Origin of the sequence: Clostridium sp. CMCC3677 (genome assembly GCF_023845585.1) — a bacterium.
Classification (GTDB): domain Bacteria; phylum Bacillota; class Clostridia; order Clostridiales; family Clostridiaceae; genus Clostridium; species Clostridium aquiflavi.
In genome coordinates this window covers 44846-61414 of record NZ_JAMQHS010000002.1, presented here as the reverse complement: position 1 = coordinate 61414, position 16569 = coordinate 44846, and the positions used below count along the sequence as shown (strand labels likewise).

Here is a 16569-nt window from a genome sequence, read left to right as displayed (position 1 = left end):
CTTTAATAAAATTAATATGGAAAGAAGATGTTTGACATGTATAATGTAAAATCAAGTATAGCAACTGAATTTATTAATAACGAAGAGATTTTAGAAACTCTTAAGTTTGCAGAAGAAAATAAGAGAAATAAAGTTTTAATTAATGAAATTTTAGAAAAGGCAAAAGAATATAAAGGCCTTTCTCATAAAGAAGCTGCTGTACTACTTGAATGTGATTTAGATGAAGAAATAGCCAAAATACATGATTTAGCTAAAGAGATAAAACAAAAATTTTATGGAAATAGAATTGTTATGTTTGCACCTCTTTATTTATCAAATTATTGTGTAAATGGATGTACTTATTGTCCATACCATCATCAAAACAAACATATAAGTAGAAAGAAATTAACTCAAGAAGAAATTAAGAGAGAAGTAATTGCTCTTCAAGATATGGGACATAAAAGACTTGCTTTAGAAACTGGAGAAGATCCTATTAATAATCCAATAGAATATGTTCTTGAAAGTATAAAAACTATTTATAGCATAAAACATAAAAATGGTGCTATAAGAAGAGCGAATGTTAATATAGCAGCTACAACAGTTGAAAACTATAGAAAACTTAAAGAAGCTGGAATTGGAACATATATTTTATTCCAAGAAACTTATAACAAAGAAGCTTATGAAAAACTTCACCCAACTGGACCAAAACATGATTATGCTTATCATACAGAAGCTATGGATAGAGCTATGGATGGTGGAATTGATGATGTTGGTTGTGGTGTTTTATTTGGATTAAATCTTTATAGATATGATTTTGTTGGTCTATTAATGCATGCTGAACATTTAGAAGCTGCTAAAGGAGTTGGCCCTCATACTATAAGTGTTCCTAGAATAAGACCTGCTGATGATATAAATCCTGAAGATTTTGCAAATGCAATTTCAGATGAATTATTAGAAAAAATAGTAGCTATTCTTAGAATTGCAGTACCATATACAGGAATTATTGTTTCTACAAGAGAATCTCAAGAAGCAAGAGAAAAACTTTTAAAAGTTGGTGTTTCACAATTAAGTGGTGGTTCTTGTACAAGCGTTGGTGGATACGTTGAAAAAGAAAAAGAAGAAGATAATTCTGCTCAATTCGATGTAAATGACAATAGAAAATTAGATGAAATAGTTAATTGGTTATTAGAGATGGGGCACATTCCTAGTTTCTGTACTGCTTGTTATAGAGAAGGAAGAACTGGAGATAGGTTTATGAGTCTTGTTAAATCTGGGCAAATAGCTAACTGCTGTCAACCAAACGCTTTAATGACTTTAAAAGAATACTTAGAAGATTATGCTTCTTCAAAAACTAAGAAAAATGGTGAAAAAGTAATAGAAAAAGAAATTACTAGAATTCCAAGTGATAAAGTTAAAGAGGTAGTAATTAAACATTTAGAAGAATTAAATGAAGGAAAACGTGATTTTAGATTCTAATATAAATTCAAAGGCTATTGCATATTATTTTGCAATAGCCTCTATTTAAATAACTTCATTTACATTATATATGTGTATCACAATTATTCACTGTATCTTTTTCCTGCCATCCACCTCATTTGTTGTGCTATATATTATGTAACGAGTATAAAAAATTGTTACAAATTACTTTTATTTTACTTATCGCAGTTTCTAATAATATCTATATTTACTCTTTTAGGTGGTTCTCCTTCATTTTTTCCTCTTACTGTAACTTCTTCTACTGGAATATTCATCTCTCTTGATATTATATTTTTTACTCTAGGTCTACAAAAATTACCTTGGCAAAATCCCATTCCTGCTCTTGTACGTCTTTTTATAGCATCTGTAGATTTTATTGGAATCCCTCTATTCATTGCATCTATTATCTCTGCTTCAGTCACACATTCACACCTGCATATTATATTTTTCTTTGGATCTTCATCATCTATCTTTCCAGCAAAATCTTTGTCTTTTTTAATTATTATAGGTTTTCTATACGGATTAAATCTTTCATTTTTAATTAACTTTAATCCAGATTCTTTAATAATTTCAACTATTTTTTCTGCTATAGCTGGTGAAGATGTTACCCCTGGTGAATCTATGCCTGCGGCATTTATAAATCCTTTAATATTACTTTCACCTATGACAAAATCGCCTGAACTACTAACTGCTCTTACCCCTGCAAAAGTAGTTAAAGCTTTACTCACATCAAAATTTGGTATAGACTTTCTTGCTGTTTCTATTATGTTTTCAATACTTTCTTTATCTGTTCCTATGTCTTCTCTATCATCTGTTTGTTCAGCATCAGGTCCTATCATAAAATTCCCATGATAAGTTGTAGTAACCAGTATTCCTTTTCCCTTTTCTGTAGGAACTGGGAAGATAACTCTATTTACAAGATATCCTTGATCTTTTGTAGAAAGTACATACTGTCCTCTTTTCGGCAATATTTTAAATTGATCTAATCCTATCATATTAGCTATTTTATCACTATAAAGCCCCGCTGCATTTACAACATACTTACTCTCTATTATTCCATTATTAGTACTTATTTTAAAAGCTTCATCTTTTTTCTCTATACCTAATACTGTTGTTTCTAATTTTAAATCTACTCCATTTTCTATTGCATTCTCCGTAAGTGCTATTGTCATCTCATAAGGAGAAACTACTCCAACACTTTTAGCATATAATGCAACTTTTACTTCTTTATTTATATGAGGTTCTAATTCTTTTATTTTATCTCCATGTATTATATCTAAATCATTGCATCCAACTTTTAAACCATTTTCATATAAATCTTCTATTTTCTTTTCATCTTCTTCATTAAATCCTATTACTAATGCACCTGGTTTTCTATATCCAAAATTAAGTTCTTTTTCAAGCTGACTATACATACTATTTCCTTTTATACATAATTCACCTTTTAAAGTTCCATATTTAGCTACATATCCACCATGTACAATACCGCTGTTTGCTTTTGAAGCTCCTGTTGCAACATCCTCTTCCTTCTCTATAAGACACACTTTTAAATCATATTTTGATAATTCTCTAGCAATAGCTGATCCAACTATTCCTGCTCCTATAATACTAACATCATACATAAATTGCCCTCCCAAATTCAACATTTTATATTAAATGATATTTATTATTATTTAATTAATATTATTTTACAACTTTTAAAAATAAAATACTAGTATAATTTCATAAAACTTTTAAAATTTAGAAATTTAATTTTCTTATTCTTTACATTATATATTATGTATAATAAATTTATATAAAATACTTGATATGAATAAGTGATTTATTTAAAAATAAAAAAATCAACCCATATTAACTACAGGTTGATTTTTTGCATTGCTAACTTTTTTAGGTTATAAATTTAATTTTTAAAATAAACATCCTATGTTTACCTATGGATTATCTTTTTTTAACTTTTGGAAAATACTTTGTATGAAGTAATTCATGAGCCTTGTGGCTTAATGGATGATCTAAATATTTCTCATAGAGAGCAATTACTTCTGGATTTTCATTAGATCTTCTAAGCACTTTACTTCTATCTATCTCATTTAATCCTTCTGCCCTTTTTTCTAAAACTTGTTGTTTATTTTTTCTTATTTTAGGTTGACCACCGCCACCTACGCATCCACCTACACAAGCCATTATTTCTATTGCATGAAAGAATTCTTCACCTGATCTTATTTTATCTAGCATCTTTGCAGCTTCTTTAAGTCCATGTGCAACCCCTATTCTAAGCTTAAGATCACCTACTTCAAGTTCACAAATTCTAAATCCATCCCATCCTCTAAGGCCTTCAAATTCTATATTATCAATTCTTTTTCCTGTCATATTTTCAATTGCTGTTCTAGTGGCAGCTTCTATAACGCCTCCAGTTCTACCAAAAATAATTCCAGCACCAGTATATTCTCCCATAACAGTATCTATTTCTTCATCTTCAATTTCTTTTAAATCTATTCCTGAATTTTCAAATATTTTTATAAGTTCTTTTGTAGTAATTACATAGTCAACATCGTAATTCATATCTACCGAAAATTCTACTCTTGATGCCTCATATATTTTAGCAACACATGGCATAATAGCAACTGAAGTTACTTCTTCTCTTGAAAGCCCTTTTTCCTTTGCCCATATTTCTTTTGCTATGGTAGCAAACATCTGCATCGGTGATTTTGCAGAAGAAGGAACTTCCAACATATCTGCATAATTATTTTCTATAAACTTAATCCATGAAGGACAACATGAAGTAAGAATTGGAAGCTTAACACTTTCATCTCCTGCCAAATATTTTTCAAGTCTTTCTTGAAGTTCTGCGGCCTCTTCCATTATAGTTAAATCAGCTCCCCAAGTAGTATCAAAAACATAATTCACTCCTAATTTTCTAAGACCAGCTGCTATCTTCTTTTCTACATTTTCCCCTGGTTCAAATCCAAATGCTTCACCTATTGCAACTCTTATAGCTGGTGCCATTTGAGTAATTACAATTTTATTAGGTGTAGCTAAATCTCTAAGAAACTTTATTGTATTATCTCCTGCTGTTATAGCATCAACAGGACAAGCTGATATACATGCTCCACAATGAGTACATTTGTTGTAATCTATATTATGTTGCTTTTTTAATTCTCCTTCTATGCAGTCAACAGGACAAGCTCTTTTACAGCTTCCACATCCAATACATTTTTTTGTAATTGTTAACTTTATAAGATGATTACATTGTGCTGTATAGCATTTCTTTTCTTCTATATGTTCTTCTATTTCTTCATAAAAATTTTCAACTATTTCTTCCATTATATTATGCTTTTGATTCATCTTATCTTTTACAATATCTGCAAGACTTCTTAAAATATACACATCACGCATATCAGATACACCCTTACTTATTCTGTCTAAAACCTTAAGCATTCTAGTTATTTCATCTTTAACTATTTTATAATTTTCATAAGTACCATCTTTAATTTTTGCTAGCAAATATTCTATGTAAAATTTTCCATATTGGATTATACAATCTTCTTCTGATAAAACAATAATAGCTCTACTAATATTTTCATAAAATAATCCAAAATCAAATTCTTTGTCCAAGCTACTTTCATTTAAAAAACCACCAAAAGGAATTCCTATCTGAGCAGATTTAAAACTACTATTGTGTACAAGACCTCCACAAAGCTCTAATATATCTCTAAGCGTTGCACCTTCTGGAACTTCTATTATTCCTGGATTATTTATTTTTCCGCAAATAGCTATACTTCTTTTTTCATTTCCTGTTATTTCTTTCAATTCCCCTTCACTAAAAGTTGAAAATACGGAACCTAATAAACTTTGTATATATGTATTCTTTTTGTGTGACATAATATCAACTCCCTAAATTTAAAATCATATTAAATAATTTTAAGTTTTTCATTAAAATTTATTTTATGTAAAGATAATTACTCTTTAATTATATTATACACTATATTTAACCATTAAAATAAGAGTTTATATATATAAACTCTTAAAAAAAATCTCAAGTTCACTTTAAAGCCGTCGATTTTTTAGCCATGTACCATTTCCAAACGCAGTGTATAAATAATGGTGCGGCATATGATTATTATTTACTTTTTATTTGAATTTTTGCTTTGTGAATTTAATGAAGAATTATTATTCTCTTTTTGTTCTGCTTTATTTAAATTATCATTTTTTGAATTTGAAGAATTATTTTCTTCTTGTTTTTCTGGTTTATTTTGATTAAACTCTTTATCTTTATTGTTATTACTGTTATTATCACTATTCTTCTTCTCTTGTTTAAGTACATTTTCTTTTTCTAAATAATTAGTAGAATCTTCTCGCTGAATTTTATTTTCTATTTCTTCATCAGAAATATTGTTTTCATAATTGTTATTTAAATCATCATTTATTTTATCACTATTTTCTTCATTAGTTACTTTTCTTAATTCTTTATTTTTCTTTTGTATTTCTTTTACAGAAAGATTTTTATAATCTTCTACTTTTATATTTGAATCTAATGCTTGAAGTTTTTGTATAAGATTTAATTTACCTGGTGTTATTCCTAGTTTTCTTGCTTCATCTCTTCTTTGTAATGCAATATTATCTTCTGCAATTTCTGCTTGAATTTCATTTTTATCTAAAACTTCATCTGCTGCAACTTTTAATGAGTCTTCAAGTTCTTCTGAAATTGTAGCATTATCTGTAGCAGTTGTAAGTGATATAACTGCCTCATTATCAGAAGTTATATAACCTTTATCAATAGCATTTTCAATTAATGTACCCACTGCTTCATTAACATTATCATTTTTTAAATCTGTATTTTCTAATATATTTTTACCATCTTCATTATATCCTTCAGCAGATACAACTTGGTCAAGTCTATTTACACCTAATTCAACACTTGGATTAATATCAAGACTTACATATGCTACTGGAGTATTAGCATAAGCGTATCCTCCACCCCCTATTATTACCATTGAACATAACATTACTCCACTTAAAATTAACTTTCTTTTCATAAAAAATCCCCCTAAAAATTCATTCATAAAATTATGATTTTTTCCTTTGTTTTTAACTTTTTTCTTTACAGATTTCATAATACGCCTTTTAGAAAATGAGTTTATAGATAAATTAATATCTTCCTCCAAAAGAACTGTAGTATCCTCAACATTTAAACCATCTAATATATTTGATAATCTATCTTCCAAATTACAAAATTCCTCCTAACATCTTTTTTAACTTTTTTATACACCTTGATACCTTTTTATCAATAGTATTAACTTTTAAATTAATATCCTTAGAAATTTCTTTTGAGCTTTGATTTAAGTAATATTTTCTTATAATTATTTCACTATCAGGTTCTCCAAGAGCTTTTATTGTATCTATTAATTTTGAATACTCTTCTTTTTTAGATACTAAATTAATAACATCATCCCTATGACTACTACAACATACATTATCCATAGATATACTAAATAAACTTTTATTAGCATCTTTTCTTCTATACATATCTATGGCTTTTCTTTTTGCTATAGTTGCTAAAAAACCCTTAATAGAACCTTTATTAAGATCAATTCTATTTCTATTATTAAATATTTCCATAAATACATCACTTACACATTCTTCTATGTCTTCTTTAGAATATATTCCTAAAATCTTATTAGATACTATTGTATAAATAAGAGGTGTATAACAATCCATAATTTCTTCTAATCCTTTTTCAAAATCACTATTAAGTAAATCTAATAACTCAATATCAGAAATAGATATTCACCGCCCTTTCCTTTAGGCATATTCAAAAAATAACACGTCAGTATGCCTTAAAATTTATTCTTACACAATACCATTCGTATTATGTGAAGTAAATCTGACAATAAATTTTAATTTATATTTTTTGCATTAAGTTATAAATAAAATTGAGAGAAAAAGAACCTATCAAAATAGTCTTTTTTAAGTGTCTATTTTATAGGTTCCATTTTACTAACTTAACTGCATTATTATTATATAATTATTAATACTCAGTATATATAAATACGGCTTCAATTTCTGCAGTTACTTTATTTTCTCCAGCTTCAATAGGTGTAGCTCCATTTACTGCTTTAACATTCATTAATGTTAATGGAGTTATATTCCCCTTATCCTGCTCATTTATTTGTATTGGTATAATATTTAATTTTACTTTAAGTTTATTAGCTATAACACTAGCCTTATTTTGAGTATCTTCAACAGCTAAGTTTAATGCTTCGTAATAATGCTTTGTTTGATCCCAAACAATAAACCTAATATCACCTACAGTATTTGCACCATTTTTTACTGCAGTATCAATTATTTCACCTACAGAACTAATATTTCTAACAAAAATTTTTAAATAGTTACTTACTTGATAACCTATAAAAACTCGTTTTCCATCAATATAATCATAATTAGGTCTAATATTATAACTTTGAGTCTGTATATATTTAGGCAATACTCCCATTCCCATTATACTATCTATAACTTGCTGAGTTATCTTAGCATTTTCTTCTTGTGCTACTTCTAATTGTGTATTTTCTGTTATAATACCAATTACCACTTCCGCTCCATCTGGTTTTAAACTTACTGTACCTGTTCCAAAGACTTTAAATTTATTATCACATTTAGTGCTTGAATAATCATTTAAGCTATAATTATCACTATCTCTTAATTTATACATGATTTTCGACCTTTCAAAAGAATTGAGGCATATCCATAAAAATAACCAGTCAGTATACTAGTATATCTGACTTGTTATTTTCTTTCATCTGCCTAATTACTTCATAATATGATTTCTTCTGTTAAATGTCTCCAAGTTGTAATATAACTTTATATATTTTTATATAAAAAATGTATACATCCTATCTTTAACTTGCTATTTTATTTTATTTTATATTCCTAAATTACCAATTATATATCTCTTGTACAGAAAATTTAAATATGTTATTATAATCTCATAGCAAAGAACAACTGTTTATAAATAGTTGTGGTTGTACTTTCTGAAATATTCGTCAACTCTTATTTTGAACCTACATTTAAATTTTGGGAGTTCAATATTTAGATGAAGAAATGTACTTTCATGTGAGTCCTTTTACGGCATTAAAGGTGATTGAAACATCTGTGAGGACACCCACCTATCGAGGGATAGGTGTCAAAATTAGAGTATCGGTATTTTGGATATAATAATTAAAAATTTCAAGCCAATACTTAGTGTTGTTAAGTATTGGCTTTTAAGTTTATTTAAAAATAATTAATTCTACTTTTTACCTTTTATTGATAGCCATTCCATTATCTAATACTAAAATAAATATTTCTTCAAATGATTCAAGCTCATCACTCTTAAATTTATAAGCCTTATATTTATTAATCAATTCATTAACTCCTTGCTCTGTCTTACAAAGTTCATCAAATTCAATACTATTTTCATATAAAGTTAATACTTTATGAATTATATTCATATTCTTTTCCTCAATAAAAACTACTTTTCTTGTTTTTTTATTTTCTTGTTTAAATTTTTTAAATCTCTCTTCACCTATGTTTTTTAATAATGATTTTTTATTCTTTGTATGACCTTCCTTTGCTAATTTAGGTCTATCTCTATATAATCTATATATCTCCTTTGAACTAACTATACCTCCTTTACTATATAGATATTTAAGGAACTCTAATTCATTTTTATTTATTTTAATAAATCTATATCCAGAAACATTTTCCCCAAACTCTTTTAAAATATGATATTGACCATCTATATATTTTGCTAATATCCAGTTATTTTGTATTTCTTCTTCTATATCAGCTAAAAGACAATGCTTGTTTCCATGAGATACAAAATTCCAATGATCTGATATTCTTAAACTTCCTTCTGGTTTATAATCCCAAGAAACTCCTGGTACATTATAATAACTTAAACTATATGGACTTTTATTAATATATTCAAATTTACTAATTTCATCTAATACTTCTTTTGGTGTCACCTTTGCACTTTGTGGTAATAATAATTTTTTCATAAATCTTCTCCTAACTACTTTATGTGAATAGTATGTGTATATTTAAACTTAAAATTACCCTATTATATACCTTTTAATTTTATATTACTTTTTCTATGTAAAACATATTTATAAGTTAATAAAGTTATACTGTATTTTTCTGATAAGTTTCCATGGATGATTATAGGCTTTGATGAAAATATAAAAAAAATGAGATTCTAAACCGGAAGAATTAATAGAATCTGTATCTTTTAATAAAACAAATTATCAAAATACAAATATTTAAAAATTTAATGCTTAAAAACTCTAAGCACATTCAATAGAGTTTTTAAGCATTCTTATTTTTTAATCAAATATAATTATAAAAGAAATTTTTTATAGATAATAATCTAATTCTAAGTAAATCATTATCTTTATTACTTAAAATCTACATTTATATCTCCATTATTGCTAGTAATATCTATACTATGATGAGCATTATTATTACCATTCTTCTCAACCTTATTTGTAAATTTATCTCCATCTATATTTATATCACCATAATCACATGAAGTACTATAATTATATAGTTCTTTAGATATATTAGTTCTAAGATTTATATCTCCATAATGTGATGATATACTAGTAACCCCTTTAAATTCTCCATCTAAATCAATATCTGAATTATTTGATGCTATTTTTAGTCCATTAGCTATAAGATTATTTGACTTTATTTCTCCATAACTACAATTTATAGAAATTTCATTAGCATTAATACTATCCATAGTGATCTTTGTATTACTTGATTTCACATTTATAGTATCTAAATCAGCCGCATCAGGAACATATACCTTAATATAACTAGGTATATGTGTGTTGCCTATACCAAAACTTATATTATTGAATGTATCTTGTGACTTATTTCCCTGTATTGCTAGCTTTCCATCTTTAATTGAATAATTAACATCACTTTCATTGCTATTATATTCAATTTCAATTCCATACTCATATGATTTTATTATATCTATTTTATCTACAGTCGAATTAATATCTATACTTTTAAAATCAGATGACGCCTCAATTTTTACAATTCCATCTTCTTTGTCCAAAATCTTATATCCTGATTTATCCCTTATAATTCCAAACTTTCCTCCCATTGAGAAGCCTATTACAGCAAGGATTAATCCTACTCCAATCATACATATTGAACATATTAACAATTTCTTCTTTGTTCTTACCATTATAGCTCCTCCTTCTTATTTGATTTCTTAACTCTATTTAATAATTTTCTAGCTAATGTTGCAATTCCTTTAAATATTTTCGGTACTAATCTTGAACTCAACACTAACACTAATAATCCCACTCCAATTAATACCAATCCAATTCCAATAAACATAATGGCTGTTGAAAAACCTTGAGTAATAACTGCAAAGCCTGCAAAACTAGTAACAACTCCTGCTACTATCAATGCAATTGTCGTAACTATAAATGTAAAAATAATAGCTCCTGCAACTATAATCATAGTTACTACTAGTATTATAAGTGTGAATGCTAATGGTAATGCTAGTGGTGCAGCTAATATTGCTAAGACAATAAACCATATTGAAGAAATACTTCTTTTAGGTTTAGTAATAGTTATCTCATCATTTTTAAATGCATACTCTGATAACAACTGTGATGCGATAACTGAAGGAGAATCCAATTCTTTTAAAATATCTTGACCATTATCTACTCCTGCATCTTCAAAGTATTCTACATAATACCCTATTGCATTTTCTATTTCTTCCTTTGGTAATCTCTTTAATTTTTTTCTTAACTCTTGAATAAAAATTTCTTTATTCATCTCCTAATATCCCCCCTAAAAGAACTTTATCAACATTCTCTTTATATTGCTCCCACTCATTAAGATACTGACTAAGCATAGTTTTTCCTTTTTCCGTTATCTTGTAGTATCTTCTATTTCTTCCTTGAAAAGCTTGATCATATGTTGTTAGACATTCATTTTTTTGTAATCTTCTGAGCACTGGATAAAGTGTTGATTCTGATATATTCATTATGGATCGTACTTGTTGAGTAAGAACATATCCATAAGTATCTCCCCTTGAAAGAACTGCTAACACACAAGCATCAAGTAAAGCTGCTCCTAATTGAAAAGCCATTCCTTTACCTCCTATATCTATACTATATTTTCTTATATATTATACAACGTATAATATACCCTATATATAATACTATACGTCGTATAATATTATATGTCAATATATTTCAACTTATTTGGATAAAGTATCCACAATGTACTTTATGTATGAATATCTTCTATTTTGAAAATTAAAATAGAAAAAGAGATAGACTACTTATCTAGCCCAAATCCATAATTTTTTATTAGTATACATATCCTATTTGTTTCAATTTATATATGAATTATATTTTTTTATCATATATGTTATAATTTAACTTGGTTTTACTGAAAGGTGTGATTAAATGGAATTTAAAATTAAACCTCCACATAAATTCAAATTAAGAAATATAATGCTTTCATTAATTTTTATATTAGCATATAGTATTTCAACATATGTGACTTTGCAAAAGCCTATCATAATTATTGATCAAAGCTTTATTAATAATAAGATTAAAAATCTATTTATATCTAAAAATGAAAATATATCTTCTAATGATAATACTGAAAATTATAAAGATAATGGTGTAAACTCAGAAAAAAACAATGGTACTTATGAGCAAAATGTTGAAAGTTATTCAGATAATTTTACGTTTTCTAAAAATGACTGTACTCCTACCGATTATAGTAAACTTACAATTAACCAATATGTTAGTACATGTGTTACCGAAACTTTTGGCAAAAAAGATAACCCTTATTTAAGTAGAATACTCTTTTCAAACAATAGTTACACTATATACATAAACATTGGTTTTTATAGAAATAGTGATGAATTAAAAGCAGCTGCAATTAATGCAAGTGTAGAACTTTACAAATCATTATATACCCTTTATCCCGAAAAATTTGGACATACCTTATTTGGAATTGTCGTTAGTGGTGATACCATAAACAAAAAAGGTGACACAACTCATATAGATGAGGCAGCAGTTAGCTGGTATAATGAAAAAACTCTTGAAGCTTTAGATATTAATAACTTAACTGTTAACAACTTTAAAGATACTGTTTATCGCTTTTATGATTATCAAAATCAAAGAGGTATTCAAAGAGATTAACTTATGAAAGGTAAGATACAATCATGAAAGATATTAATAATAAACTAAAATTAACATATTATTTTATTTCACTATTTATTCTTTTAATTTCAATTGATGTACTAATTTATGTGTTACTTCCTATACTAAAAAATAACTTTGCTTTTTTTCTCATTGGAATTTTTAATATCATACTTGATGTAATATTGTGGCTTTGTGTACAACATGGCTTTAACTGGGCTAGATGGACTTTTATTACATCTCTCTTTATGAAAGCAGGAATTTTAATTGGCAGTACTTTAGATGATTTATTTATAATTAATCACTTTAATGTTAAATATATAATACTTATATTGTATATTTTCATTATTCTTATGCTTTTACTTCCAAAAAATATCAGAAAATATTATAAATTATGTTCAATGCATAATTACTATGTTGAACAATGCAAGGAATATATTAAATCATGTTATGATATTCCTATAATATTAGATAAAAAATTTAATATTAGTTCTTTTTTGGACGATGTTATAGTAATATCAGCTCAGTCAATTGTTTATAATTGTTCATTTTCTATAATAATAAAAAATAATATAATTTATGATGACTATTTTCAGCATTACTTTAGAAAGCAAATTAATTCTAAAATAAAATCTGAAATAAACAAATATGCATTAAAATCAAATGAACCATATGCAAACAAATTATTAAACATATGTATAAAAAGAGAACCTGGAAATGATTGTATTGAATTCAGCATTGATTCATCTGTTAATCTATTTAAAGAATATAAAAGCAAAATTCCACCTTATGAAATATTTTATGAAAGAAATTCATCTAAAAATAATGCTTTAAATTTCACCTATTTAATGACTATAGATACTCATGATCTTGAACTTAATATTAAATATATTTATTTAATTTTACACACTCTAAAAAGCTTTAATTATAAATTTGATACTATAAGCTTTTATGGCTATGATACACATATAGGTCTTTCCAACAATAAAACATATAATGATTCAAATTATATTATAAAAGAAATGTCTTACTCTAAAACATGTAGTATTTTAACGAATCAAGATTTATCTTATATTAACGAAAAAGTTCATTCTTATATGATAAATATAGATAAAAATAACAACTTATTTAATACATATGTAGAATAAATATTATAATAAAAATAGCTAGTAACAAATGAAGTTACTAGCTATTTGGGAGAAATTACATTCCAGACATTTTTCTACATTCATCTGCACATGTTTTACATTCTTGTGCACATTTTTGACAATGATCATCTTTAAACATACTACATTCTTGTGCACATGTATCACAAACTGTAGCACACATTTTACAGTGCTCTTTTGCAAATTTTCCATTCATAGACATAATCCCTATTGACATTTCACACATCTTTGCACATTCAATTAGTATTTTTACACAAATTCTTCTATCTTTTAAATCTGGTTCATTAATACATGCCTCAAAACATTCATAACATGCTTGAGTACATCTACTACATTCATCAATACATTTTTGATAATTGTCTGTAGTTGTTGTTACTATACCCATTTAAATCACTCCATTCTTAAATTTAATCTATTAAACAATATTTATTATGTCAATAATAGAAGATTATATTCACATAAAGCTAATGAATATAATGTTAAATATTAAGTAGCCTTTAAATTGTTCTAGATGATCTTAAGCAGATATTTTGCAATTAAAAAGGAAAAAGAATGATACTTTCTCTATTTTTAGTAACTATTTTACAGGTACAATATATATTTTATTAATATATTATCTTTGAGTATATTCTAACAATCTTTTCCCAGTCAAGGATGAAGAACATCGTATAATATTTTCTGGATATCCCATATACATCAATTCTCCACCATTAAAGCCTCCGAAAGGCCCCAAATCAATAATCCAGTCAGCATGGCACATTACACTTAAATTATGTTCTAATGTAATGATTGTTTTACCTCGCTCAATTAATTTGGTTAATAATTCTATTAACTTTTGGATATCTGATTCGTGTAATCCAGTGCTTGGCTCATCCAATATATAAATTTCACCAGTATCATTTAAAAGTGTTGAAGCTATTTTCAATCGCTGAAGTTCTCCTCCTGATAGTGTATCAAGCGATTGTCCAAGTTTAATATAACTTAGATTTACTTCTTGGATAGTATATAATATTTTTTTTATATCTTTGTCAATAAAAACTGTTAAAGCCTCATCAACTGTGAGATTAAGAATATCACTTATTGTATATCCATTATACTTATAATTCAATGCTTCTTTCTTATAACGTTTTCCATCACATAACTCACAAGTTTGTTCCACATCATCCATAAATGCAAGGTCTGTTTTAATTATTCCTTTTCCTTTACACAAAGGACACCCGCCTTCTCCATTAGAACTAAATAATGAATTAGATTGACCACTTGTCTTTCCAAATATAGTTCGGATTTTATCAAACAAACCCATGTATGTAGCTAATATTGAACGAGAAGATGTATAAATTCTTCTTTGGTCTAAAAGGATGCTATCTGGATACTTATTACGGAAAAGACGTGTAATCAACGTACTTTTGCCTGAACCTGCTACTCCTGTTACAATTGTTAATGCGTTTTTAGGTATTTTTACAGATAAATTTTTTAAGTTAAACATTTTTACATTATTAAGTTCATAAAAATAGGTAAAATTTTTATTTGTTTCTTTTATATTATGTTTTTGAGATAAAGCAATACCAGTAGCAGTAGAACTGCTTAATACTTCTGAATATGTTCCTTGAAAAATAATTTTTCCACCATGAACTCCTGATTTTGGTCCCATATCAATAATATGATCTGCTATTTTTATTACATCAGGATCATGTTCGACGATTATAACTGTATTTCCCTTTTCTTTAAGCCCCTTGAATATCTTATTTATACCAGTAATATCATGAGGATGTAATCCAATACTAGGTTCATCAAATATATATAGTATATCATTAAGACTACTATTTAAATGTTTTGACATTTTAATACGTTGAGACTCTCCACCAGATAATGTATTAGTTGTGCGGTTTAGTGTAAGATAATCTAATCCTACTTCTTCTAATGTGCTTAAGTGCTTGAGAATATCATGAGCGACTGCCTGAACTTTTGGTTCGTGGATTGTTTGAATAAAAGATTTTAATTCATTTAATGGCATATCCACACAATCACCAATTGATTTTCCTTTAATTTTACAGGATAAAATCGTAGTATTAAGACGTTTTCCACCACAATGAGGGCAAATCTTTTCATCAACAAGTTGTTCAATTTCTTTTTTGTATTGTTTTTGCTCTTTTTCTAAAAAGGAACTTCTGATTCTGGGAATAAGTCCAGTATACTTGGCTGTTTTATGCCAATTGCTTGTAGGGTTATCAGGTATTTTTTCTTCTTCATAAAGCAACGTATTAAGCTCTAAATTAGAGTAGTCTTTAATAGGTTTTTGAATGTCAAAATAACCAGATTCGGTGTAACGACTTAATCGCCATCCGCCTGGTTTAAATGTAGGAAATTGAATAGCACCTTCATTTAAACTTTTATCAAAATTGATTAACTTATGAATATCAATATCTTTAACTACTCCTAAGCCTTGACAATAGGAACACATACCATTTGTATTATTGAAAGAAAAGTTCATTGAATAACCAACAAAAGGTTTTCCTATTCTCGAAAATAGAAGACGTAACAAGGTATAAATATCAGTAACTGTTCCAACTGTTGAGCGTACATTTCCGCCTATTTTCTTTTGATCTATAATAATAGACACAGGAAGATGATTAATCTTCTCAACATTAGGCCTGCCATAGTGTGGCAACAATCGTTGAATATAGGAAGAATAGGTTTCATTCAGCATTCTCTGAGATTCAGCAGCTAGT

The 16569-nt window shown here is 27.1% G+C and carries 14 protein-coding genes and 1 other RNA gene; 4 read left to right on the top strand and 11 right to left on the bottom strand.

Annotated elements, in window-relative coordinates; genetic code table 11:
- Window positions 1-36: 36 nt before the first annotated feature.
- A complete protein-coding gene (gene hydG / locus NG901_RS02330) occupies window positions 37-1455 on the top strand; it encodes a [FeFe] hydrogenase H-cluster radical SAM maturase HydG (RefSeq protein WP_252212422.1) in 1419 nt (472 codons plus the stop codon).
- A 176-nt stretch (window positions 1456-1631) separates the two neighbouring features.
- Here the strand turns inward: hydG and NG901_RS02325 are convergent, their stop codons facing one another.
- From NG901_RS02325 to NG901_RS02305, 5 genes are all read right to left on the bottom strand, one after another.
- Window positions 1632-3077, bottom strand: coding sequence for an NAD(P)/FAD-dependent oxidoreductase (locus NG901_RS02325; protein ID WP_252212139.1), 1446 nt, complete (start codon window positions 3075-3077; stop codon window positions 1632-1634).
- Between the two features lie 316 nt (window positions 3078-3393).
- Window positions 3394-5334, bottom strand: coding sequence for a [FeFe] hydrogenase, group A (locus tag NG901_RS02320; RefSeq protein WP_252212138.1), 1941 nt, complete (start codon window positions 5332-5334; stop codon window positions 3394-3396).
- A gap of 242 nt (window positions 5335-5576) precedes the next feature.
- Entirely contained in the window at window positions 5577-6677 is a 1101-nt protein-coding gene (locus NG901_RS02315) for an anti-sigma-I factor RsgI family protein (protein WP_252212137.1), read from the bottom strand.
- 1 nt (window position 6678) lies between these two features.
- Window positions 6679-7170, bottom strand: coding sequence for a sigma-70 family RNA polymerase sigma factor (locus NG901_RS02310; RefSeq protein ID WP_252212136.1), 492 nt, complete (start codon window positions 7168-7170; stop codon window positions 6679-6681).
- A gap of 310 nt (window positions 7171-7480) precedes the next feature.
- Window positions 7481-8161, bottom strand: a complete 681-nt coding sequence (locus NG901_RS02305) for an SIMPL domain-containing protein (protein ID WP_252212135.1) — start codon at window positions 8159-8161, stop codon at window positions 7481-7483.
- Window positions 8162-8474: 313 nt separating this feature from the next.
- Here NG901_RS02305 and ssrS point away from each other — a divergent pair.
- Window positions 8475-8665, top strand: a non-coding RNA gene (gene ssrS / locus NG901_RS02300) — 6S RNA.
- A 79-nt stretch (window positions 8666-8744) separates the two neighbouring features.
- Here ssrS and NG901_RS02295 read toward each other — a convergent pair.
- The 4 genes from NG901_RS02295 to NG901_RS02280 all read right to left on the bottom strand — a co-directional run bounded on the left by NG901_RS02295 (window position 8745) and on the right by NG901_RS02280 (window position 11605).
- The gene (locus tag NG901_RS02295) at window positions 8745-9488 is read right to left on the bottom strand and encodes a hypothetical protein (RefSeq protein WP_252212134.1); all 744 of its coding nucleotides are present in this window, start codon (window positions 9486-9488) and stop codon (window positions 8745-8747) included.
- Window positions 9489-9883: 395 nt separating this feature from the next.
- Window positions 9884-10687 (bottom strand): DUF4097 family beta strand repeat-containing protein, encoded by an 804-nt coding sequence (locus tag NG901_RS02290; protein WP_252212133.1) that lies wholly within the window; start codon window positions 10685-10687, stop codon window positions 9884-9886.
- Window positions 10687-11289 (bottom strand): DUF1700 domain-containing protein, encoded by a 603-nt coding sequence (locus tag NG901_RS02285; RefSeq protein ID WP_252212132.1) that lies wholly within the window; start codon window positions 11287-11289, stop codon window positions 10687-10689. The genes NG901_RS02290 and NG901_RS02285 overlap by 1 nt, the downstream gene beginning before the upstream one ends.
- Complete coding sequence (locus NG901_RS02280) at window positions 11282-11605, bottom strand: PadR family transcriptional regulator (RefSeq protein WP_252212131.1); 324 nt, start codon at window positions 11603-11605, stop codon at window positions 11282-11284. The genes NG901_RS02285 and NG901_RS02280 overlap by 8 nt, the downstream gene beginning before the upstream one ends.
- Before the next feature lie 322 nt (window positions 11606-11927).
- Here NG901_RS02280 and NG901_RS02275 point away from each other — a divergent pair, with 322 nt between their 5' ends.
- Together NG901_RS02275 and NG901_RS02270 are read left to right on the top strand one after the other, a co-directional pair.
- A complete protein-coding gene (locus NG901_RS02275; protein ID WP_252212130.1) occupies window positions 11928-12674 on the top strand; it encodes a hypothetical protein in 747 nt (248 codons plus the stop codon).
- Window positions 12675-12922: 248 nt separating this feature from the next.
- Window positions 12923-13822: a hypothetical protein gene (locus NG901_RS02270; RefSeq protein ID WP_252212129.1), complete on the top strand. Its 900-nt coding sequence runs from the start codon at window positions 12923-12925 to the stop codon at window positions 13820-13822.
- 55 nt (window positions 13823-13877) lie between these two features.
- Here NG901_RS02270 and NG901_RS02265 read toward each other — a convergent pair whose 3' ends face one another.
- Both NG901_RS02265 and NG901_RS02260 read right to left on the bottom strand, forming a co-directional pair.
- A complete protein-coding gene (locus tag NG901_RS02265; RefSeq protein ID WP_252212128.1) occupies window positions 13878-14225 on the bottom strand; it encodes a four-helix bundle copper-binding protein in 348 nt (115 codons plus the stop codon).
- 228 nt (window positions 14226-14453) lie between these two features.
- Window positions 14454-16382, bottom strand: coding sequence for an ATP-binding cassette domain-containing protein (locus tag NG901_RS02260; RefSeq protein ID WP_252212127.1), 1929 nt, complete (start codon window positions 16380-16382; stop codon window positions 14454-14456).
- Between the last annotated feature and the right edge of the window lie 187 nt (window positions 16383-16569).